This is a genomic window from Microbacterium sp. Cr-K20 (assembly GCF_000708325.1).
In the GTDB taxonomy this organism is placed as follows: Bacteria; Actinomycetota; Actinomycetes; order Actinomycetales; family Microbacteriaceae; genus Microbacterium.
Genome location: NZ_JARE01000004.1, coordinates 111,258 through 133,371 on the forward strand (window position 1 = coordinate 111,258; position 22,114 = coordinate 133,371).

Consider the following 22,114-nt stretch of genomic DNA (forward strand, 5'->3'; position numbering starts at 1 on the left):
CCACCCGCCCCGGGGTTCCTCCGGCGTGCCCGGAACCACTCCAGAACGACCAGAACCACCCACAAGGAAGGCACCCGCACATGACCGATCAGAACACCGTCAAGCAGCTGCGCCTCGGCCTCTTCGAGAACGCCCAGGCGAACGACTCCGGCACCGCCACCTGGCGTCACCCCGACAACGGGCGCTACCTGTTCGACAAGCTCGAGTACTGGCGCGACACCGCACGCATGGTCGAAGACGCCGGGTTCGACTTCCTGTTCCTCGCGGATGCCTGGGGCTGGGCCGATGTCGCCGGCGAGCGTCCCGACATCTGCTCGACCGAAGGGCTCGACCTGCCGCGGCTCGACCCGGCGATCATCCTCGCCGCCCTCATTCCCGAGACCACGCGTCTGGGCCTCGTGGCCACCGGCTCGACCCTCCTCGAGCCGCCCTACTCGTTCGCGCGCCGGATGGCGACGCTCGACATCCTCTCCGGCGGCCGCATCGGCTGGAACGTCGTCACCACCGGCACGGCCGACACCGCGGTGCAGGGCTTCGGCGTGCCGATGGTCGGTCATGACGAGCGCTACCTGATGGCCGACGACTTCATGCAGGTCGTCTACAAGCTGTGGGAGCAGGCGTGGGAGGAGGGGGCGCTGGAGCGCGACAAGTCCGGCCGCTTCGCCGACCCGTCCAAGGTGCACCGGATCGCGCACGACGGCCCCTACTTCCGTTCGCACGGTTACGGCAACACGTCGCGCTCGCCGCAGGGCACCCCGGTGCTGTTCCAGGCGGGGGCGTCGCCCGCCGGCCGTGAGTTCGGCGGCAAGCACGGCGAGGCGATCTTCGTCGGCAGCGGCTCCGTCGAGCAGCTCCGCGCACACTCCTCGGCGATCCGCGAGGAGGCCGTGAAGAACGGACGCGGAGCCGACGAGGTCAAGATCATGTCGGCGTTCGCCGCGATCGTCGGCAGCACGGAGGAAGAGGCGCAGCGCAAGTACGCCGAGGTCGCCGACGCGCAGAACCCGGATGTCACGGTCGCCTCGTACGCCTGGTTCACCGGCCTCGACCTGTCGGCGTACGCACCCAACACGCCGATGTCCGAGCTGAGCACCGAGCTCTCGCAGACGCAGGTCGCCCGCTTCGCCGACAAGACCGTCGGCGACGTGCTCGGCGACTGGCACGCGCACGGTGTCGGCGCCCGCCCGATCGTGGGCACCCCCGAGCAGGTGGCTGACCGGATGATCGAGCTCGCCGACGGGGCCGACCTCGACGGGTTCCTCTTCGCCCCCGTCATCCCGCCGGCATCGACCGTCGACTTCATCGAGCATGTGCTGCCGATCCTCAAGGAGCGCGGCGCGATCGTCGAACCCTCGTCGGAGCCGCAGTCGCTGCGCGAGCGTCTGATCGGCACGCCGACCCCGGCACTCGCCGATTCGCACACCGGATCGCAGTACCGGCGGACGATGTCGCGTGTCTGACACCCTCGCCGGTGTCGCCGTCGTGGGGAGCGCGAACCTCGACCTCGTGGTCGAGGTTCCGCGCCCCCCACGCGTCGGCGAGACCCTCCTCGGGCGAGCCGGCGGACGCTTCTCCGGCGGCAAGGGCCTGAATCAGGCCGTGGCATCCGCCCGCAGCGGGGTGCCCACGCGGTTCTGCGCCGTAGTGGGAGCGGATGAGGCAGCCGACCTGCTGCAGCAGACGCTGACGGAGGCCGGAGTGGTGGCGGCTCTCCGCCGCAGCGATACCGCTCCGACCGGGGTGGCCCACGTGCTCGCCCTCGATGGCGGGGACAACAGCATCATCGTCGCGGCCGGCGCCAACGCCGATCTCACCCCGGAAGACGCGGTCGGCGGGATCGCAGGAGCCGGGGTCGTGCTCGCGCAGCTGGAGGTGCCCGTCGAGAGCGTGGCCGCAGGGTTGCGTGCGGGGCGCGCTGCCGGCGCACTGACGATCCTCAACGCCGCCCCCGCGCATGCCGCGACGATCGGGATGCTCGCCGACGTCGATGTTCTCGTCGTGAACGAGACCGAGTGCGTCGAACTCGGCGGCGTCGACCGACTCCATGCGGCCGGTGCGCAGACGGTCGTTCTCACGCAGGGTGCCGGGGGAGTGACGCTCCATCGCTCGGGGAGCGATCCCGTGCACGTCGCCGCCTTCCGGATCGATTCGGTGGACACGACGGGAGCCGGCGATGCCTTCTGCGGTGCGCTCGCTGCGGCGCTCGCCCAGGGAATGGCGATCGAGGACGCCCTGGTCAGAGCCTGCGCGGCAGGAGCCGTCGTGGCTCAGCACCGCGGGGCGACCACGCCGCAGTTGACGCCCGGATCGATCGCGGCGTTCGTCGACTCGCGCTGAGCCGCTACTGCGAAGGGGGCGTGGCGGGCGATGCGACCTCTTCCGCCTCGCCGGCGAACGTGTACTCACCCCCGCGCAGGCGCTCCAGCAGGTCGAGCAGCCACTGCTTCTCGGCGGTGAGGCGGGCGGTGGAGAGGTCGAAGATCTCCCGCACGTACTTCGGTGTCGTCTCGGAGCGCAGAGTGTCCTGCACGTCGAAGCCGTTCTGGGTGATGATCGCGTCGCTCTTGATGAGGCGGTGCTCGAGGCCGGCGATCACCTCCTGGCGGCTCAGCACGAACATGAACGAGGCCACGGTCATGATGGCCTGGGTGTCGAAGGCTGCGACGTTCCAGAGGTTCTCACGCAGCATGCGCTGCAGCTCGACCTCGCCGGCCGGAGTGATGCGGTAGGTGGTGCGTGCCGGGCGCTTGCCCTCGGCTTCGGTGCCGCTCTCGGCGATGTAGCCGTCGACCTCGAGGGCGCGCAGGGCGTTGTAGATCGAGCCGGGCTGGATGTGCGCCCATTCGTCGACGTGCCACGTCATGAGCTCGCGGCGGAGGAAGTAACCGTGCACGGGCTGGAACTGCTTCACGGCGCCGAGGACGACGAGGCGGGTGGTCGACATGCCCCTCATGCTAACGGCTGGTACCCCACATTCTTGTTGTTTGCATGATCAAACTTGTCTATTATGAGTACTAGTCAAAGTTGACTAACGAAAGGAAGCCGAAATGACGACTGCCGTGACCGACGCCCTGCCGCGCGACCTCGCCCTCCGCCGGGCGTTCTCGGTGTATCCGACCGGCGTCGTAGCCCTCGCCGCGAATGTCGATGACCGCGCTGTCGGGATGGCGGTCAACTCCTTCACCTCGATCTCGCTCGAGCCCGCCCTCGTCGCGATCAGCGCGGCGCGGACCTCGAAGACCTGGCCGCTGCTCCGCGAGGTGCCCGAGCTCGGCATGAGCGTGCTGGCCGCGCATCACGAGCCGCTCAGTCGCTCGCTCTCGGCGCGTGAGGGCGATCGCTTCGGCGGGCATGACTGGCAGCGCACCGAGCGCGGCGCCGTGCTGATCTCGGATGCCGCGCTCTGGCTCACCTGCCGCCTGCACAGCACCTTCGATGGCGGGGACCACGAGATCGCCCTGTACGAGATCGCCGACATCACCCTGTTCGACGATGTGGAGCCGCTGGTCTTCCATCAGAGCCGCTATCGGTCGATCGCCGGGTCTGCGAGCGCGTGAGCGCTTCGCCGTCCGCGATCGTCGTCGGCGTGGTCGTGCCCGGTGACGGGCGGGGGCGCGAGCTCGGCTTCCCGACGGCGAACCTGGCGCTGGACGGCAGCGACCTGCCCGCCGATGGGATCTACGCGGCGTGGACGCGTATCGACGACGAACCGGAGGTCTGGCCCGCGAGCGTCAGCGTCGGGACGAATCCGACCTTCGCCGGCGACCGGGAGAGGCGGGTCGAGGTGTATCTGCATGATGTGAACCTCGATCTGTACGGCCGGACGCTGGCGGTGACGCTCGTCGCCCGCCTGCGGCCCACGCTGCACTTCGAGGGGGTCGATGCGCTGGTCTCGCAGAGTGCGGACGATGTCCGCCGCTGTCGACGGCTCCTGGCTGGTCGTGGACCGGCTGGGGTCGCCTGAGAGGCGAGGACCGCCGCAGATCGAGTACTGTTTTACATTTCACTCCTGTGGTACTTTCTCCGCATCACCGACGATCCGGAGGAAAACCCATGCTCGCCCGCAAGAAGACCGCTTTCTTCACGTCCGCCGTCGTGGCACTCACCCTGTCACTGACAGGTGTGTCATCGGCTCATGGCGCCACCGGCTACTCCGCGCCCGAAGCTGCGGCTGCGACGAGCGCCGGGCTGCAGGCCGCGGGCGACGAGGCCGACCTCGATCCTCGCCTCGCGTCGTCGACCGACCTGGAGCTGCTGCTCCTTGTCATGACGGGACGCGGAGCCCTCGCCGATGCGCACCCCGAACTGATCGCCGAGCTCGGCATCACTGTGTCGACACAGGCGCAGGCCGACGCGATGGCGGCCATCGCCGCGCAGTTCCTCACCGTCTCTCCCGCATTCTCCGCGACATGGGCGCCCGCGATCAGGAGTACCGACCCGGCCGTGAGGGATCAGGGCATCTCCGGATTCATGACGGACTTCATGGCTTACGTGATGTCGCACTGCCGACCCTCGTGCACCGTGTGAGCGGTCGGCCCACACCGCAGCGGATGCTCACTCCGACGAGGTGCCGCGCGGCAGCTGGTGCCGGGTGCCGCCGTCACTGCGGCGACGCCCCGTCGGAGGAGGCCCCTCGCCGGAAAGCACGGTGCGGGGGACGCTCCAGCGTGCCGTGGTTCCGCGCTCCGTCCGCTGATCCAGCGTGAAGGTGCCGCCATGCAGCGCCGCACGTTCGGCGAGGTTCTCGGTCCCTCCGGGGTCGCCGAGGGACTCCGCGATCCCGTCACCGTCGTCCTGCACCGAGACGATGACCTCTTTCTCCGAGACGGCGACCGTGACGGCGCAGGTGCTGGCCTGGGCATGGTGGGCGACGTTGGCGAGCGCTTCGCGGATGACGGCGATGACGTCATCCGCGAGCTTCCCGGTGACGACCGGATCGACCGGCCCCACGAAGGTGATCGTCGGCGCGGACGGCAGCGCGGGAGTGAGTTCGGTGATCACGTCGAGCGCGCGCCGGCGCACAGGACGGTCTTTTCTCTTCACGCGGCGCGTGCGGAGCGAGAATATCCCGGAGCGAATGTCGGTGATGGCCGCGTCGATCTCCGCGACGTGCTGCTCGAGTTCTTCGGCGTGGGCGGGGTCGGTGGCAGCGAACGCCTGCAGGCTCATCCCCGTCGCGAACAGCCGCTGGATGACGTTGTCATGCAGGTCGCGGGCGATGCGGTTGCGCTCTTCGATGATGTCGAGGTGCTGCCGATCCTCTCGAGCCCAGGCGAGTGAGGTCGCGAGACCCGCCTGGGCGACGAAATCGGAGATCGCGTCGATCTCGCTCGGGGAGAAGTCGCTGCCGGATGCCACTCGCGTGACGCACAGCGCCCCGATCGCATGCCCGGCAGCCACCAGGGGGACGGCCACCGTGGGCCCTGCCGCATCCTGGTCTCCGGCCAGGCTGGCGTGGGTGTCCTCATCGGTGAGGCTTCCGCTCACCACCCTTCCGCTGGCGATGGCGTGCGCGGCGACCGAGCTCGCCGCCGGGAGGACACCGTGTTCGTATGCGGCGGACAGCGGTCCGCGGGCGGCGTCGATGCGGAGACGGTCGGCATCCACGTGGACGACGATCGTCACCAGGTCGCAGGCGACCACGTGAGTGACGCGCTCGGCCATGACGTCGAGGATGTCCTCGCGCTGAGGGGTCAGGAGCACGGCGCTCACGTCCGAGAGCGCTCGATTCAGTCGCTGCTGGCGACGAGCCTCTTCGGCCGCGCGGGCGTTGTGGATGGTGATTCCCGCGGTCGCGGCCATCGACTCGATGAGCTCCTCATCCTCGAGCGTGAAGACACCGGTTCGCCGATTCGACAGCACGAGGACGCCGCACACCTCGCCGTGGCTTCGGACCGGGACCCCGAGGAACCCCTCCATGGCAGGGTGATGCGGGGGGAAACCCGCGGACCGAGGGTCATCGCTCATCTGGTTCAGACGGATCGTGCGTCCGCTGTCGACCACCGCGCGGAACAGGGTCCCCGGCTCGGGCGGATCGGCGATCGTGGCCGCACTTCGCTGGTCGATGCCCACGTGGATGAATCGCTCGACAGCGCCGGCCGCGTCGATCACGATCAGCGCGCCGTATCGGGCTTGGATGAGGTCGGCGGCAGCTCGGACGATGCGTGTGAGAATCCTGTCGGCGTCGAGTTGGTCCGACGCGTCCGGCGAGAAGTCGACGAGACCGCGGAGCTGGCGGCGGGTGGCGAGGAGCCGAGGTGCGCGTGTCACGGGAGCGTCGTCCCCGTCGTCCTGCTGGGGGCCGGGCGTAATATGCGTCTGTCGGCATCTGTCCTGCATCCCTCCACCTTCCCCGGAGACCGACCGGTCTGCAACGCTCAGCCGGTATATGGCAGGCGCGTCGCCGGCAGGACTCCCGCTGCCGGAGGCCCGCTTTCCCGATCGAGCGGGGACCATGGTCCCGGCCGAGGCCGCGAAACGCCCGTTACGGTGCGAGAGACGTGCCTGGGCAGACCGGGCGAGCGAGCAGGCAGGAACGGGAGAGTGCGGGCATGACCTCAGTGTTCCTGGTCGACGATCATGAGATGGTGCGCAGGGGTGTCGCCGCTGTGATCCAGGCCACCCCGGATCTCGATGTCGTCGGTGAGGCGGGGGGCTACCGGGAGGCGACGAGGCGGATCGCGGCCACTCTTCCCGATGTCGTGGTCCTCGATGTGCACCTGCCGGACGGCAGCGGGATCGACCTGTGCCGGGCGATCCGCCAGAAGCATCCGGGGATGCGGTGCCTGATCCTCACGGCCTACGACGACGACGACGCGGTGATCGCGGCCGTGATGGCGGGGGCGGACGGGCATCTGCTCAAGACGGTGCGCGCTGCGGACCTTCCCGAAGCGGTGCGTGCCGTCGCTGCCGGACGTCGGCTGCTCGATCCCGCCACGGTGCGTCGGGCGACGGGCCAGGTCGCCTCGGGGTCGGCTGATTCGGCTGATCCCCGGTTCGCGTCCTTGACCATGCGCGAACGGCAGATCCTCGCTCTCATCGCCGACGCCCTGACGAACCGTCAGATCGCGGACCGGCTCGGTCTCGCTGAGAAGACGGTCAAGAACTACGTCACCTCGATGCTCGGGAAGCTGGGTTTCACCCACCGGACGCAGGCGGCGGTCTTCGAACTCTCGCGGATGCACGACGAAGGCTGACGCGCGGACGAGGATCCTCCCGGCGGGAGGCCGAGGGACGAAGGGCCCTAGAGCGCTGCTGTCTTCTGAGTGAGGGTGGCAGAGGACGATCTGGAGTCAGGCGAAGGGACGAGACGGTGAGCATTGCGATGCACAGCGACGCCGTGGGACTTCGGGCGCGAGGGGTGGAGGGCGGAGCGAACGACGATGGGGGCGTTCGCCCGGTGATGGGGACTGCGTGGGTGGCCGGGGGAGCCGTCCGAGCGGTTGCGGGGCTGTGCGGGTGGCTGTGGGAGCTGCGCGGACGGCTGTCGGGGGTTGCGGATGGCGGGGGCGCCGTCCGGGGGACGTGGACGGCTGTGGGACCGGTCCACGGATGAACGGATGGCTGTGGGGAGCTGTTCGGGCAGCGAGGGGCGGGCAGGCCACCCGCCCCTCGCTGGTCGTCCGCGAGTCGCGCGAGGTCAGTCCCGTGCCGTCTGCAGGAGGGTCCACAGTTCAGCCCGTGCGGGAAAAGCCGAGAGGTCGATGTCGAGCAGGCCTCCGGCCTGAGCGATGCGGGACCGCAGGGTGTGCCGATGCACGCCGAGTGCCGTCGCCGCGGATTCCGCCTTGGCATCGTGCTCCAGCCAGGTGCGCAACGAGCGCTCCAGCTCGGCGCCGGTGCGGGCATCGTGCTCGCGCAGCGGCGCGAGACGTGACTCCGCGACGAGGCGGGCCTCATCGGTCGCCAGCGCGGTGAGGATGCTGGAGCCCACCGTCTCGGAGTATCGTGCCGCCCCGTGCGTTCCCTGCTGGCGAAGAGCCGTCAGTGCTTGCGCGTGCGCCCGGGCGAACGAGTCGTACCCGTCGGGATCGGAGACGCCGATGCGGATGCCGAAACGCGTGGCGACCTCGTCGAGCAGTGCTTCCTCGCCGGCGGAGACGCACATGGTCACGCCGTCCTCGGATTCGGCGAGGAAGACGGGAGTGCCGTGCTCGGAGCGATGCCGCTCCCACCATTCGCCCAGCGGACCGGCCGGGGCATCCGCGGCGACGGCCACGATCACCGGAGCGGGGGGCAGACCGCCGAGCACTCTTCTCGCCAGCGTGGGATCGTCGGCGAGCAGGGAGCCGAGGAGCTGGGCGTGCAGGCGCCGCCGGCTCCGTGCGAGCTGCTCGCTCTGCTCCATCGCGAGTCCTGCCATGGCGATCACCGACGTCACGACCGACCGGGCCTCGGGATCGAGCGCATCGAGCGCCAGCGCGATCACCCCGCGCAGATGCCCTCCGCGGCCCACGGTGAACAGCATGAACGCGTGCTCGCCGAGGGTGAGCGACTGACTCGCTTCCAATCCGCGCGTGAGAATCTCCATCACCCGCCCGCTCAGGGCGTCGAGTAGCTCGGCATGGAGGCGGTCGCGCGGGTGGGCGGCGACGACCGCGCCCGCAGCATCGAACATCCCCGCCCAGACGTCGAGGCGTCGTCCGAGTTCCGCGATGGTCGCCTCGAGCCCGCTGGGGCGGAGAGCTGCGAGGGCGAGGGCGCGCTGGGTGTCGAGCGCCCAGGATCGCCGGGCGTACGCCTGAGCGGCGATCGCCTCGGAGTGGGCGCGGGCCACAGCGATGAACGGCGTGCGATACGGCACCGCGAACAGCGGCATCCCGTGTGTGGCGCACGAGGCGACGAGCTCCTCCGGAATGCCCGATCGATGGACCTCGGTGCCGAAGCCGAGCCCGAGGACGCCCCGGTCGGCGAGGCGTCCCACGTAGATGTCGATATCGACGGCCTCGTCGAACTGCGTGCCCGTGGTCAGCAATGCGAGGTCCTCGGAGAGGAAGGGGGTCGGGTCGGCCAGGTCGGAACTGTGCACCCAGCGCAGCGGGCGATCGAGAGCCCCCTCCGGCAGGTCTTCTTCGAGGGGTACGAGTGCGAGCCCGAGGTCCCGACGGCGGAGCAGCGCCCGCAGCGTCGGCTGGTCGGGTTCGGTGGTGGCCATGATGAACCTCTCGGCTGTACAGTCTGGCGAACGCTCTGCCTAGATTGTACAAGTTGGCTAGTGCGGCGGCCTCCATTGCCGCCGTACGCTCGCGAACATGGCACTCCTCGACACCGCAGCCCCCGCAGTCCCTCTCGGCGGACCCGACCTCCCGCAGGAGCGTCGCCTGGTCACGGACCTCCCCGGACCTCGCTCGGCCGAGATCCTCGCACGCAAGGCGGATGCCGTCGCGGCCGGTGTGGGGCACACCGTGCCGATCGCGGCCGTGGCAGCCGGCGGCGGAGTGATCGTCGACGCGGACGGCAACTCGCTCATCGACCTCGGCTCCGGTATCGCCGTGACCACGGTCGGCAACGCGCACCCGAAGGTCGCCGCAGCCGTGGCCGCGCAGGCCGCGCAGTTCACGCACACCTGCTTCATGATCTCGCCCTACGAGTCGTACGTCGGCGTCGCCGAGGCCCTCAACCGCGTCACCCCCGGCGACTTCGCGAAGAAGAGTGCCCTGTTCAACTCGGGTGCGGAGGCCGTCGAGAACGCGATCAAGATCGCCCGCAAGCACACCGGACGTCAGGCGGTCGTCGCCTTCGATCACGGCTACCACGGCCGCACGAACCTGACCATGGCGCTCACCGCCAAGTCGATGCCGTACAAGAGCGGCTTCGGTCCGTTCGCCCCGGAGGTGTACCGCGCTCCGATGTCGTACCCGTTCCGCGATGGGCTCGACGGAAACGAGGCCGCGGCCCGCGTCATCCTCCAGCTCGAGAAGCAGATCGGCGCCGACAACCTCGCCGCGGTCATCATCGAGCCGATCCAGGGCGAGGGCGGCTTCATCGTCCCGGCCGACGGTTTCCTGCCGGCGATCGTCGACTGGTGCCGCGCGAACGGCGTCGTCTTCATCGCAGACGAGGTGCAGACCGGATTCGCCCGCACCGGGCACATGTTCGCGAGCGAGATCTTCGGCATCGAGCCCGACCTGATCACCACGGCCAAGGGCATCGCCGGCGGTCTCCCGCTCGCGGCCGTCACCGGTCGCGCCGAGATCATGGACGCCTCGCACTCCGGCGGCCTCGGAGGTACCTACGGCGGCAACCCGATCGCCTGCGCCGCCGCCCTCGCCTCGATCGATGTGTTCGAGAACGACGGCGTGATCGAGCGTGCCCGTGAGATCGGGGCGACTCTCACGCAGCGTCTCACCGCGATCCAGCAGAACGACCCGCGCGTCGGCGACGTGCGCGGCCACGGTGCGATGATCGCCGCTGAGTTCGTCGACCCCGAGACGCAGGCCCCGGATGCCGCTCTCACGGCCGCCGTCGCGAAGGCGTGCATCGCCCAGGGCGTCGTCGTCCTCACCTGCGGAACCTACGGGAACGTCATCCGCTTCCTTCCCCCGCTCTCGATCGGCGACGATCTGCTGAACGAAGGACTCGACATCGTCGCTGCGGCGCTCGCCGCGGCCTGACACCCCTGTCCGGTCGCGACCCCGATCGGGGGATTTCGGGTCGCGACCGGCACTGTTTCACCCAACGAAGGAGTTGCAGATGGCTGAGATCACACGCGACGTACTGATCATCGGTGCCGGAGCCGCAGGGCTCACGGCGGCGAACGACCTCCGCAAGGCCGGCCTCTCGGTCGCCGTGCTGGAGGCCCGTGACCGCGTCGGCGGGCGCCTGTGGACCGACGTGATCGAGGGCGCCATGCTCGAGATCGGCGGCCAGTGGGTGTCGCCCGACCAGGACGCGCTCAAGGACACGATCGAGGAGCTGGGGCTCGAGACCTACAGCCGCTACCGTGAAGGCGACAGCGTCTATGTCGGCCCCGACGGGAAGGCACACCGCTTCACGGGCGAGATGTTCCCGGTGGCGCCCGAGACCGAGGCCGAGATCGCCAGGGTCACCGAGATCCTCGACGCACTGGTCGCCGAGATCGACCCGGACCGTCCCTGGGCCCACCCCAGCGCCGAGGACTGGGACACGATCACCTGGGACGCCTGGCTGCGCTCGCAGACCGACGACGACGAAGCCGTGCGCAACCTGGCCTTCGCCACCGGTTCCGCGATGCTCACCAAGCCCACACACTCCTTCTCCCTGCTGCAGTCGCTGCTGATGGCCGCGTCCGCAGGTTCCTACTCGAACCTCGTCGACGCCGACTTCATCCTCGACAAGCGAGTGGTCGGCGGTCTGCAGCAGGTTCCGCTGCGCCTCGCTGAGCGCCTGGGCGACGACGTGCTGCTGAACCAGCCAGTGCGCGGCCTCGAATGGTCCGACACGGGTGTCGTCGCCACCACCGATCAGCACACGGTGCGCGCCCGCCACGCGATCCTCGCGCACGCGCCGGTGCTCTACAGCCGCATCGCGTTCGACCCTCCGCTGCCGCGCCGACAGCATCAGCTGCACCAGCACCTGTCGATGGGCTTCGTCATCAAGGTGCACGCCGTGTACGACCGGCCGTTCTGGCGCGAGCAGGGCCTCAGCGGCACCGCCTTCAGCCCGTACGAGCTCTCGCACGAGGCCTATGACAACACCAACCACGGCGACGAGCGCGGCACCCTGGTCGGCTTCGTCTCCGACGCCAACGCCGACGGCGTGTTCGAGCTGTCGGCCGAGGAGCGCAAGGAGCGCATCCTCGAGTCGCTGTCGCACTACTACGGACCCGAGGCCAAGAACCCGGTCGTCTACTACGAGAGCGACTGGGGCAGCGAGGAGTGGACGCGCGGCGCCTACGCCGCGAGCTTCGACATGGGGGGCCTGCACCGCTACGGCGCGGACCTCCGCACGGCGGTCGGCCCGATCCACTTCGCGTGCAGCGACATGGCCGGCGCCGGGTACCAGCACGTCGACGGCGCGATCCGCATGGGCCACCTCGTCGCATCGAACATCATCGACGCGAGTCGCGACGCCGGCGCTGTCGAGAGCGGCAGCTGATGACCGGCTCGGTCGTCGTCGGATACACGGCGACGGACGCGGGAGCGGATGCCGCGGCACTCGGCGCCCGGCTCGCTCGCAGCCTCGGTGCGACCCTGCACCTGGTGATCGTGCTGCCGAACGAGGGCACGCGCAGCGCGGCAGTCCCACCGGAGCGCGCGTACGAGGAGCACATCAGGGCGCAGGCGCGGCAGTGGCTCAAAGACGCCGTGGTCCGGCTCCCGCAGGAGCTGACCCGCAGCGGTCACGTGCGCTTCTCCGAATCGTTCGCCGAGGGCCTGATCGCCGCCGGCGAGGAATTCGGCGCCAGGGTGATCGTGATCGGCGCGGCCGGGGGCGGCATCTTCGGACGCCACCGTCTCGGCAGCGTCGCCTCCGAGCTGCTGCACTCGTCGACCATTCCGGTGGCGCTCGCGCCCGTGGGCGCCGCCCAGCAGGACGATCACGTCCTGCCGCGCGTGACGGTCGCCGTCGGATCCCGACCCGGTGCCGACGCCCTCCTCGACGAGGCCGTCGCGCTCGCCGGAGACAGCGGTGTCGACCTCCGGCTCGTATCCCTCGTTCCGTTCGACGTTCCCCCCGGACTCGACACCGGAGCGATCCGCACGGTCGGCGACACCCACGGTCAGGAGGTGCTCGCCGTCGCCGCCGAGTTGCTGCCGGACGGTCGCACGGCCGCGGTCGAGAGGGCACCGGGCGACTCGGTCGAAGACGCCGTCGCCCATCTCTCCTGGCTTCCCGGCGAGGTCGTCCTGGTCGGCTCCAGCCGGCTGGCGCAACCGCGTCGTCTGTTCCTGGGCTCCACGGCAGCGAAGATGCTGCACGAACTGCCCGTTCCCATGATCGTCGTCCCGCGTACCCGCAACGAAGCAGGAGACCGCTGATGAGCAGCACGAACCGGGCGACGGAGCCCGAATCCGGTGTCACGACCGGCATCTCCACCAAGGGCCTGAGCGCCGGAACGGTCGGCCTGATCGGCGCGGTCGTGATCGGCATCTCGTGCATCGCCCCCGCGTACACCTTCACCGCCGCCGTCGGCCCCACGGCATCCGAGGTCGGGGCGCAGATCCCGGCCATCATCCTCGTCGGCTTCATCCCGATGCTCCTCGTCGCCTTCGGCTACCGCGAGCTCAACAATCGGATGCCGGACTCCGGCACGTCGTTCACCTGGGCGGCCCGAGCGTTCGGACCGTGGGTCGGCTGGATGGCCGGCTGGGGTCTGGTCGTCGCGACGATCCTGGTGCTGTCGAACCTCGCCGGCGTCGCGGTCGACTTCCTCTTCCTGCTGCTGTCGCAGATCACCGGGAACCCGGAGATCGGCGACCTCGCCGGTGTCACCTGGATCAACATCGGCGTCTGCCTGCTGTTCATGCTCGGCGCGACGTGGATCTCGTATCGCGACATGCAGACGACGCAGAAGCTGCAGTACTGGCTCGTCAGCTTCCAGATCCTGGTGCTGGTGTTCTTCGCCGTCGCGGCCATCGTGCAGGCGGTGAACGGCAACGGCTTCGACTACCAGCCGTTCGACCTGAACTGGTTCAACCCGTTCGCGATCTCCTCCTTCAGCGCGGTCGCCGCCGGCCTCTCGCTCTCGATCTTCATCTTCTGGGGCTGGGATGTCACCCTCACCATGAACGAGGAGACCAAGGATCCGGAGAGGACACCGGGTCGCGCGGCCACCGTCACGGTGCTCACGATCGTGTCGCTGTACCTGCTGCTCGCGGTCGCGATGATCATGTTCGCCGGCGTCGGCACCGGGGCCCTGGGGCTCGGCAACGCGGACATCCAGGAGAACGTGTTCTTCCACCTCTCCGGCCCGATCCTGGGGCCGCTCGCGTTCCTGGTGTCGCTGGCCGTTCTGACCAGCTCCGCGTCGTCGCTGCAGTCCACGTTCGTGGGCCCGGCGCGCACACTGCTGGCCATGGGGCACTACGGCGCCCTGCCGAAGGCGTTCGCGAAGGTCAGCCCCCGCTTCTTCACGCCGGGGTACGCGACCATCATCTCGGCGATCGTGGCCTCCGCGTTCTACGCCGTGATGCGCGTCGTCAGCGAAGACACGCTGTGGGACACGATCCTCACGCTCGGCATGATGATCTGCTTCTACTACGGGATCACCGCGTTCGCGTGCGTGTGGTACTTCCGCAAGCAGTGGTTCGACTCGACGAGGAACGTCTTCTTCACGTTCCTCTTCCCGCTCGTCGGTGGCGCGATCCTCGCGGTGCTGTTCTTCACGACGCTGATCGACTCGATGGACCCGGACTACGGTTCCGGATCGCAGATCGGCGGGGTCGGCATCGTCTTCATCCTCGGGATGCTGATCATCGTCGTCGGCATCGCGGTCATGATCTGGAACGCGGTCCGCCGGCCCGCCTTCTTCCGCGGCGAGACGCTGGGCATCGACGCACCGCCCAGCCGACGCAAGCGCGCATAGCCCTCCTCACAGAAAGAGAATCATGAGCACTCAGACCGAACAGGCGCTCCTCGACAGCATCCCCACCGGCCTCTTCATCGGCGGGCAGTGGATCGACGGCGAGACCGGCGGCACCTTCGACGTGCAGGACCCGGCGACCGGCACGGTGATCCGGACGATCGCCGACGCGACGCCGGCCGACGGCATCCGTGCCCTCGACGCCGCGGTCGCCGCTCAGGACGAGTGGGCGGCTACCGCCCCGCGCGTGCGCAGCGAGATCCTCCGCAAGGCGTTCGACCTCGTGCAGGAGCACAAGGAGGACCTGGCGCTGCTCATGACGCTCGAGATGGGCAAGCCCCTCGCCGAGGCCCGTGGCGAGGTCGTCTACGGCGGCGAGTTCCTGCGCTGGTTCAGCGAGGAGGCCGTGCGCATCAGCGGTCGCTACGGCATCAACCCCGAGGGCACCGGCCACATGGTCGTGTCGCAGCGTCCGGTCGGACCGTCGTTCTTCGTGACGCCGTGGAACTTCCCCTTCGCGATGGCCACCCGCAAGATCGCTCCGGCACTCGCGGCCGGGTGCACGGTCGTCATCAAGCCCCCGGCGCTGACTCCCTTGACGACGATCTTCTTCGTCTCGCTGCTCGAGAAGGCAGGGCTCCCGGCGGGCGTCGTCAACGTCGTGCAGACGTCGAAGTCCAGCGCGCTGTCGGCACCGATCATCGCCGACCCGCGGCTGCGCAAGCTCTCCTTCACCGGATCGACCGAGGTGGGGCGCAAGCTCATCGCCCAGGCGGCCGAGGGCGTGCTGCGGGTGTCGATGGAGCTCGGCGGCAACGCGCCGTTCGTGGTGTTCGACGACGCCGACCTGGACAAGGCGGTGGAGGGTGCACTCGCCGCGAAGTTCCGCAACATCGGCCAGGCCTGCACCGCAGCCAACCGCTTCATCGTGCACAAGGACGTCGCGGGTGAGTTCGCCAAGCGTGTCACCGAGCGCGTCAACGGCATGAAGATCGGTCGCGGTACCGAGGAAGGTGTGGCGATCGGACCGCTCATCGACGCGGATGCCGTCGCCAAGGCGGGCGAGCTCGTCGACGAGGCCGTCGGTCGCGGTGCGACTCTGCTCGCCGGTGGCAAGGCCGTCGAGGGCACCGGCACGTTCTACGAGCCCACCGTGCTCACCGACGTCGTCGCCGGCAGCGCGATCCTCCGCGAGGAGATCTTCGGCCCGGTGCTCGCGATCGCGACCTTCGAGACCGAGGACGAGGCTGTACACCTTGCGAACGACACCGAGTACGGGCTCGTCTCGTACGTGTTCACCGAGAACCTGCAGCGCGGCCAGCGGATGATCGACAAGCTCGAGACGGGCATGATGGGTCTCAACGTGGGCGTCGTCTCCAACGCCGCCGCACCCTTCGGCGGAGTGAAGCAGTCCGGCGTCGGACGCGAGGGCGGGTTCGAGGGCATCCACGAGTACCTGTCCACCAAGTACACGCTGATCCCGGTCTCCTGACCGAGCAGCCAGAGGAGGAGAGAACATGACCGACTACGCCGTCATCAACCCCGCCACCGGAGAGACGCTGGCGTCCTTCGACACCTTCACCGACGCTCAGATCGAGGAGGCGGTCGCCGCCGCCGACGAGGCCCACCGCGAGTGGTCCCGTTCGTCGACCGTCGCTGAGCGTGCAGCCCTCGTCCGCCGCGCGGCCGAGCTGCACCGCGAGCGTCGGGAGGAGCTCGCCGACATCTTCGTGCGCGAGATGGGCAAGCCCCGCGAGGCCGCCCTCGGGGAGGTCGACTTCGCCGCCGACATCGCCGAGTACTACGCCGACCAGGCGGAGTCGATCATGGCCGACCAGCCGATCGCGATCCTGGGGGAGGGGTCGGCCATCATCCGCCGCTCCTCGCTCGGCCCGCTCGTCGGCATCATGCCGTGGAACTTCCCGGCGTACCAGATCGTGCGCTTCGCGGCTCCGAACCTGATCGTGGGCAACACGATCCTGCTCAAGCCCGCGCCGCAGTGCCCGGAGTCCTCGTCCGCGATCGAGGCGATCTACCACGATGCCGGCTTCCCGAAGGGTGCCTACCAGAACGTGCTCGCCACGAACGAGCAGATCGCGACGATGATCGCCGACCCGCGCGTGCAGGGCGTCTCGCTCACCGGGTCCGAGCGTGCCGGGGCCGCCGTCGCCGAGATCGCCGGTCGCAACCTCAAGAAGGTCGCCCTCGAGCTGGGCGGGTCCGACCCCTTCATCGTGCTCTCGACAGACGACCTCGACGCGACGGTGCAGGCCGGCGTCGACGCGCGCCTCGACAACAACGGTCAGGCGTGCAACGGCGCCAAGCGTTTCATCATCGTCGACGGGCTGTACGACGCGTTCGTCGAGAAGTTCACGGAGAAGATGGCCGCCGTCGAGGCGACGGATCCGGCGCTCGACGACACGGTCCTCGGACCGGTGGCCTCCGAAGCCGCGGCCGAGAACCTGCAGAAGCAGATCGATCAGGCCGTCGAGCAGGGCGCGACGCTGCTCACCGGCGGCACCCGCGACGGAGCGTTCTTCGCGCCGACCGTGCTCACCGACGTGACGCCCGAGATGAACGTGTACCGCGAGGAGCTCTTCGGTCCCGCAGCCGTCGTCTACCGTGTGGCGGACGAGGACGCGGCGGTCCAGCTCGCGAACGACACCACCTTCGGCCTCGGCTCCTACGTCTTCACGACGGATGCCGAACAGGCCGAGCGCGTCGCCGACAAGATCGAGGCGGGCATGGTCTATGTCAACCTCGTGCTGGCCGACAGCCCCGAGCTGCCTTTCGGTGGCGTCAAGCGCAGCGGCACGGCCCGCGAGCTGGGCCACCTGGCCGCCGACGAGTTCGTGAACAAGAAGCTGATCCGCATCGGCTGACGCGAGCAGGTCGGGGGCTCGCGCCCGGAAGGAGATCTCGCGGAATGAAGGAGCGGATGCCGCATCCACTCCTTCACACCGTGAGATCTCCTTCCTTTCGTGCGACCTCGGAGAGGTGGTGCGTCCTCCTGTCAACGCCCGAGCCGCCGTCGCTGCTCGGGCGTAGGGTCGAAGCATGGCCAACGTCGCTGAGAACATCGTCAAGACTCTGCATGCCAACGGGATCGACCGTGTCTACGGCATCCCCGGGGACTCACTGAACGGCTTCACGGACGCGCTGCGCAAAGACGGCACGATCCGCTGGGTGCACGTGCGGCACGAAGAATCCGCCGCCTTCGCGGCCGCCGCGGATGCCGCCACCACGGGAGAGCTCGCGGTCGTCGCCGGCTCGTGTGGTCCGGGCAACCTGCACCTCATCAACGGCCTCTACGACGCCAACCGCTCGCGCGTGCCCGTGCTCGCGATCGCCGCGCACATCCCCACCACCGAGATCGGCACCGGGTACTTCCAGGAGACGCATCCGCAGGAGCTCTTCCGCGAGTGCAGCGTCTACGTCGAGTACGTCGCCGACCCGAAGCAGATGCCGAGACTGCTCGAGATCGCCATGCGCGCGGCCATCGAGGAGCGGGGCGTCGCGGTACTCGTGATCCCGGGCGACGTCGCCCTCGCCGACATCGCCGACGACCGCGCCGTCGTGATCGAGCGCGCGCTGCCCGTGGTGGTACCCAACCCGGCAGAGCTCGAGAAGGCAGCCACTCTGCTGAACGCCGCGAAGAATGTGACGATCCTCGCCGGGGCCGGTGTCGAGGGTGCGCACGACGAGGTCATCGCGCTCGCCGACAAACTGGGCGCCCCCATCGTGCACGCGCTCCGTGGCAAGGAGTTCATCGAGTACGACAACCCCTTCGACGTCGGGATGACGGGCCTGCTGGGCTTCGCCTCCGGCTTCCGGGCCATGGAGGCCGCGGACGCCCTGCTGGTGCTGGGCAGCGACTTCCCGTACGAGCAGTTCTACCCGGATCACGCCAAGACCATCCAGGTCGACATCCGCGGCGCGCAGCTCGGCAAACGGCATCCGCTCGATCTGGGGCTGGTCGGCGACGTGCGTGCGACGGCTGACGCGCTGCTGCCGCGAGTGGCGAGGAAGGACGACCGCGGCCATCTCGACGACGCGATCGCGCACTACCGCAAGACGAGGAAGAAGCTCGACGAGCTCGCCGTCCCCGCCAAGGGCAACCGGCCCATCCACCCCCAGTACCTGGCTCGACTTCTGGACGAGCACGCGGCCGACGACGCGATCTTCACCGCCGACGTGGGATCACCGACCGTGTGGGCGGCGCGCTACCTCTCGATGACGGAGCAGCGTCGCCTGATCGGCTCCTTCACACACGGCTCGATGGCGAACGCCCTGATGCACGGCATCGGCGCGCAGGTCGCGCATCCCGACCGTCAGGTGGTCGCGCTGGCCGGCGACGGCGGGCTCGCGATGATGCTCGGCGAGCTCCTCACGCTCACGCAGAACAAACTGCCGGTGAAGACGATCGTGGTCAACAACTCCTCGCTGAACTTCGTCGAGCTCGAGATGAAGGCGGCGGGCTTCGTCACGTACGGCACCGGGCTGGAGAACCCGAGCTTCGCCGCGATCGCCGAAGCCATGGGGATCTTCGCGCGTCGTGTGGAACGCAGCGAAGACCTCCCGGATGCCGTGCGCGAGGTGCTCGCACACGACGGCCCGGCCCTGCTCGACGTCGTCACCGAGCGGCAGGAACTCTCCATGCCGCCGGCGATCGAGGCCGCGCAGGTCAAGGGGTTCGCGCTCTATGCGATCCGCACGGTGATGTCCGGCCGCGGCGACGAGCTCCTCGACCTTGCGAAGGCCAACTGGCGCCAGCTCTTCTGACCCGCGGGTCAGCTCTGCACGAGGGCCCGCACCTCGGCAGCCTCACCGTGCCGCCCGAGCGACTCGAGCACGTTGCCGAGCTCGAGGGCTGCGACCTGGAGCAGCGGAGGGTGGTCGGCGGCGTGGTCGATGGCGCTGCGGTAGAGGGGTACGGCATCGGCTGCGCGGTCGTTCCCTGCCAGCACGCGGGCGGCGAAGAGCTCGGAGCCGCCGGCCGAGCCGAGGTCGCCGAGCGCGGCGAACCCGTCGGCCGCGGTGAGGGCGGCGGCGACCGCTTCGTCGATCCGGCCGAGCTCGGCCAACGCACGTCCGCGGGAATCGGTGACGTCGGCGAGAAGCCACTCCGCCTCGTGCTGCTGTGCGAGGGCGGCGACCTCGTCGAAGAGCGCGAACGCACGTTCGTCGCCGCGTCCGCCGTACGCCTGGCCGAGGCTGTGCAGCACTTCGCTCAGCGCGCCCACGGCCTCGGGTGCGCGCCGCACGGTCTCGGCGGCGGACTCGAGCAGTTCGATCGCGTCGTCGTGCTCGTCGAAGCGGGCGAGGATCTTGGCCTGCTCGGTCATGGACATCGCCTGGTCGGCGTGTTCCTCTGCCTGTCCGAAGAGCTCGGAGGCGTAGCTGTGAGCACCGACGGCCTGGCCGAACTCACCGGCCGCGCTCAGTGACCGTGCCAGCATCGAGGCGGTCATCGCGCGCGAGCCGGCGGCCACTTCCGCTTCCTCCTCGCGCTGCAGGACGTCGCCGAACAGCTCTGCGGCCTCTTCGGCGTCGCCGGCGCGCAGCATGACCCTGGCGAGTCGGAAGTCCACGCCGGTCGAGTCGCCGTCGCCTTCGCTCGCGATGTGCGCGGCGAGACGGTAGCGGGAGACGGCCTTCTCCGGTTCGTCCGCGTCTTCCCAGAGCGCCCCGGCGAGCAGGTGCGCATCGCCGAGAGCGCGGGTCGCGCCCAGTTCCGCGAGCAGCCGGCATACCTCGTCGGCGTCGGCAGCGCCCTCGGCATAGCTGTTGCCGCCGCCGCGCACGCGAGCCCTGGTCTGCAGGGCCTGCGCGCGATGCCCGGTGCTGAGGTCTTCCTGAGAGAGGAAACGGTCGAGCAATGCGGTCGCCGCCTCCATGTCGCCCTTGCGCAGCACGGCCGAGATCGCCACCAGAGTCGTCGTGTTCGCGAGCCGCGTGTCATCCGCCTCCGCGAAGGAGCGCGCGGCGAGCTCGGCGAGGTCCAGCGCGGCGTCCGCCTCCCCGGCCTGCAGGTGAAGTGCGGCGCGGCTGAGGGCCAGGTCGCCGCGCGACCAGGCGGGCAGCGACGCGGCATCGGCGATCGCGTCCTCGAGGTCGGCCGTCGCCTCTGGTGTGTCGATCCCGAAGGTTGCGAGGCCCAGACGTTCCTCCAGCGCGGCCTGCTCATCGCGCCCGGCGGCGCGGAGTGCGGCGATGCGCTGGGGAAGCAGCTCCAGGGCTTCGTCGGCGCGTTCGAGGGCGATGAGGATCCCGAGGCGCATGGAGAGCAGCTGGGCGCGCTTGTACGGGTCCTCGACCTCGAGGGCGCGGGGGAGGGCGTCGAGGGTCTCGTGCTCCGCACCGAACTGGGCGAGCTGCATGGCGCGCTCGAACCACCCGTCGGCGTCCACCGGAGCTGTCGAGGGGGCAGGGGCCACGAACGCGTCCGAGCGGATCGGCACGTCGTACTGCTCGTCGGAGAGCGCACGCATGCGCCCCAGGCTGCGTGCGTGGCCGTCGGTGCCGTCGCGCTCGTCGAACGCGGTGGCGATGCGGTCTGCGGCCGTCCAGGCGGACGCCGCGAGTTCGGCGGCGCTCCAGCGGCCCTCATGCTCGCCGAAGAACGGCACGAGCGCCGGCGAATCCGCTCCGCGTACCGGGGTGTCGCCGTGGCCGGCAGCCGTGACGCGGTCGAGCGCGACGGCGAGGGCGGCGAGGGCGGCGAAGTGCGCGTCGACGTTCAGCCCGTCGTGGGCGAGCCAGGCGATGTGCTTCTCGACGAGTGCGAGCGCACGGGCCTCGTTCCCGGTGAGCGCCGCGAAGACGATGTTGTTGGCGACGATGCGCAGGTTGTCGGGGTTGTCCTTGGCCAACCGGTAACTGCGCAGGTGCGCGGTCTTCGCCTCGTCGAAGCGCCCGGCGCGGAGGTAGGGGAGGAGCACGCGGGAGAGGGCGTGCTCAGGCTCCTCTCCGCAGGAGAAGCCGCCCTCGATCATCTCTTCCACCAGGACGATGGCCTCCGCGTCGCGGTCGGTGTCCGCGAAGAAGCCCGCGATCTGGCTCCGACCGCAGGCGTCGCAGTGGCTGTGGTCGTCGCGCGGTGTGGCTTCCAGCTGCACCCGCAGCGTCTCGGCTTCGTCCATGCGTCCGGCATCCCAGGCGTCCTCGAAACGGGCGGTGAGCACACCGCTCAGGCCGAGGCCGCCGGCGCGGTAGTGCTTCTCCATGTCGTCGAGCACGGCGGCGATCTGGTCCTGGGAGAACGCCGGCGAGGAGCGCAGAGACGCCGCCATCCACTTGAACTGCCACATCAGGTCGGCGCCGCCGTTGTCGAGGTCGGCGGGGAACCGCTGCGGGTCGGCCTCGTGGTGCGCGAGGCACCAGGCGAACGAGTTCAGCATCACATCGGTCGCGCCGCCCATGTTCGCCGAGGCCGTCTGCCGCATCCGCGCCTCGTACTCGAGTCGCTCGTCGCCGATCTCCACGGCCAGCACCACCGCCTCCGAGACCAGGGCCTGCTCGGCGGGTCCCCACGGGGTGCGATCGATCTCCTCGATCAGCTGCTGGAAGCGCTTCTTCGGACGTGCCATGGGGGAACCCTTCGGTGGGATG

At 69.5% G+C, this 22,114-nt stretch carries 17 protein-coding genes; 13 read left to right on the forward strand and 4 right to left on the reverse strand.

Annotation, left to right across the window (positions count from 1 at the left end; genetic code table 11):
- Nucleotides 1-80 precede the first annotated feature (80 nt).
- Together GZ67_RS0101005 and GZ67_RS0101010 are read left to right on the forward strand one after the other, a co-directional pair.
- On the forward strand, nt 81-1,460 hold the full coding sequence (locus GZ67_RS0101005) for an NtaA/DmoA family FMN-dependent monooxygenase (protein ID WP_029260974.1): 1,380 nt from the start codon (nt 81-83) through the stop codon (nt 1,458-1,460).
- On the forward strand, nt 1,453-2,337 hold the full coding sequence (locus GZ67_RS0101010; RefSeq protein ID WP_029260975.1) for a ribokinase: 885 nt from the start codon (nt 1,453-1,455) through the stop codon (nt 2,335-2,337). The genes GZ67_RS0101005 and GZ67_RS0101010 overlap by 8 nt, the downstream gene beginning before the upstream one ends.
- Nucleotides 2,338-2,341: 4 nt before the next feature.
- Here the strand turns inward: GZ67_RS0101010 and GZ67_RS0101015 are convergent, their stop codons facing one another.
- A complete protein-coding gene (locus tag GZ67_RS0101015) occupies nt 2,342-2,944 on the reverse strand; it encodes a PadR family transcriptional regulator (protein ID WP_029260976.1) in 603 nt (200 codons plus the stop codon).
- A gap of 103 nt (nt 2,945-3,047) precedes the next feature.
- Between GZ67_RS0101015 and GZ67_RS0101020 the strand changes: the two genes are divergently transcribed.
- From GZ67_RS0101020 to GZ67_RS0101030, 3 genes are all read left to right on the forward strand, one after another.
- Nucleotides 3,048-3,557, forward strand: coding sequence for a flavin reductase family protein (locus GZ67_RS0101020; protein ID WP_029260977.1), 510 nt, complete (start codon nt 3,048-3,050; stop codon nt 3,555-3,557).
- Nucleotides 3,554-3,964, forward strand: a complete 411-nt coding sequence (locus tag GZ67_RS0101025) for a riboflavin kinase (RefSeq protein ID WP_036302874.1) — start codon at nt 3,554-3,556, stop codon at nt 3,962-3,964. Before GZ67_RS0101020 ends, GZ67_RS0101025 begins: the two co-directional genes overlap by 4 nt.
- Nucleotides 3,965-4,053: 89 nt before the next feature.
- Entirely contained in the window at nt 4,054-4,527 is a 474-nt protein-coding gene (locus GZ67_RS0101030; RefSeq protein WP_029260979.1) for a hypothetical protein, read from the forward strand.
- A 27-nt stretch (nt 4,528-4,554) separates the two neighbouring features.
- Here the strand turns inward: GZ67_RS0101030 and GZ67_RS0101035 are convergent, their stop codons facing one another.
- The gene (locus tag GZ67_RS0101035) at nt 4,555-6,270 is read right to left on the reverse strand and encodes a sensor histidine kinase (protein WP_029260980.1); all 1,716 of its coding nucleotides are present in this window, start codon (nt 6,268-6,270) and stop codon (nt 4,555-4,557) included.
- A gap of 281 nt (nt 6,271-6,551) precedes the next feature.
- Between GZ67_RS0101035 and GZ67_RS0101040 the strand changes: the two genes are divergently transcribed.
- Nucleotides 6,552-7,196: a response regulator gene (locus tag GZ67_RS0101040; RefSeq protein WP_029260981.1), complete on the forward strand. Its 645-nt coding sequence runs from the start codon at nt 6,552-6,554 to the stop codon at nt 7,194-7,196.
- A 443-nt stretch (nt 7,197-7,639) separates the two neighbouring features.
- Here GZ67_RS0101040 and GZ67_RS0101045 read toward each other — a convergent pair whose 3' ends face one another.
- Nucleotides 7,640-9,154, reverse strand: coding sequence for a PucR family transcriptional regulator (locus GZ67_RS0101045; protein WP_029260982.1), 1,515 nt, complete (start codon nt 9,152-9,154; stop codon nt 7,640-7,642).
- A gap of 97 nt (nt 9,155-9,251) precedes the next feature.
- Here GZ67_RS0101045 and gabT point away from each other — a divergent pair, with 97 nt between their 5' ends.
- From gabT to poxB, 7 genes are all read left to right on the forward strand, one after another.
- Nucleotides 9,252-10,613, forward strand: coding sequence for a 4-aminobutyrate--2-oxoglutarate transaminase (gabT, locus tag GZ67_RS0101050; RefSeq protein WP_029260983.1), 1,362 nt, complete (start codon nt 9,252-9,254; stop codon nt 10,611-10,613).
- Nucleotides 10,614-10,692: 79 nt separating this feature from the next.
- Nucleotides 10,693-12,075, forward strand: a complete 1,383-nt coding sequence (locus tag GZ67_RS0101055; protein ID WP_029260984.1) for a flavin monoamine oxidase family protein — start codon at nt 10,693-10,695, stop codon at nt 12,073-12,075.
- Entirely contained in the window at nt 12,075-12,959 is an 885-nt protein-coding gene (locus GZ67_RS0101060) for a universal stress protein (protein ID WP_029260985.1), read from the forward strand. The genes GZ67_RS0101055 and GZ67_RS0101060 overlap by 1 nt, the downstream gene beginning before the upstream one ends.
- A complete protein-coding gene (locus GZ67_RS0101065; protein WP_029260986.1) occupies nt 12,959-14,506 on the forward strand; it encodes an APC family permease in 1,548 nt (515 codons plus the stop codon). Before GZ67_RS0101060 ends, GZ67_RS0101065 begins: the two co-directional genes overlap by 1 nt.
- A gap of 22 nt (nt 14,507-14,528) precedes the next feature.
- Nucleotides 14,529-15,995: an NAD-dependent succinate-semialdehyde dehydrogenase gene (locus GZ67_RS0101070; protein ID WP_029260987.1), complete on the forward strand. Its 1,467-nt coding sequence runs from the start codon at nt 14,529-14,531 to the stop codon at nt 15,993-15,995.
- A gap of 25 nt (nt 15,996-16,020) precedes the next feature.
- Entirely contained in the window at nt 16,021-17,385 is a 1,365-nt protein-coding gene (locus tag GZ67_RS0101075; protein WP_029260988.1) for an NAD-dependent succinate-semialdehyde dehydrogenase, read from the forward strand.
- Between the two features lie 175 nt (nt 17,386-17,560).
- Nucleotides 17,561-19,285, forward strand: coding sequence for a ubiquinone-dependent pyruvate dehydrogenase (poxB, locus tag GZ67_RS0101080; RefSeq protein WP_029260989.1), 1,725 nt, complete (start codon nt 17,561-17,563; stop codon nt 19,283-19,285).
- Between the two features lie 8 nt (nt 19,286-19,293).
- Here poxB and GZ67_RS0101085 read toward each other — a convergent pair whose 3' ends face one another.
- Entirely contained in the window at nt 19,294-22,092 is a 2,799-nt protein-coding gene (locus tag GZ67_RS0101085) for a tetratricopeptide repeat protein (RefSeq protein ID WP_029260990.1), read from the reverse strand.
- Nucleotides 22,093-22,114 lie beyond the last annotated feature (22 nt).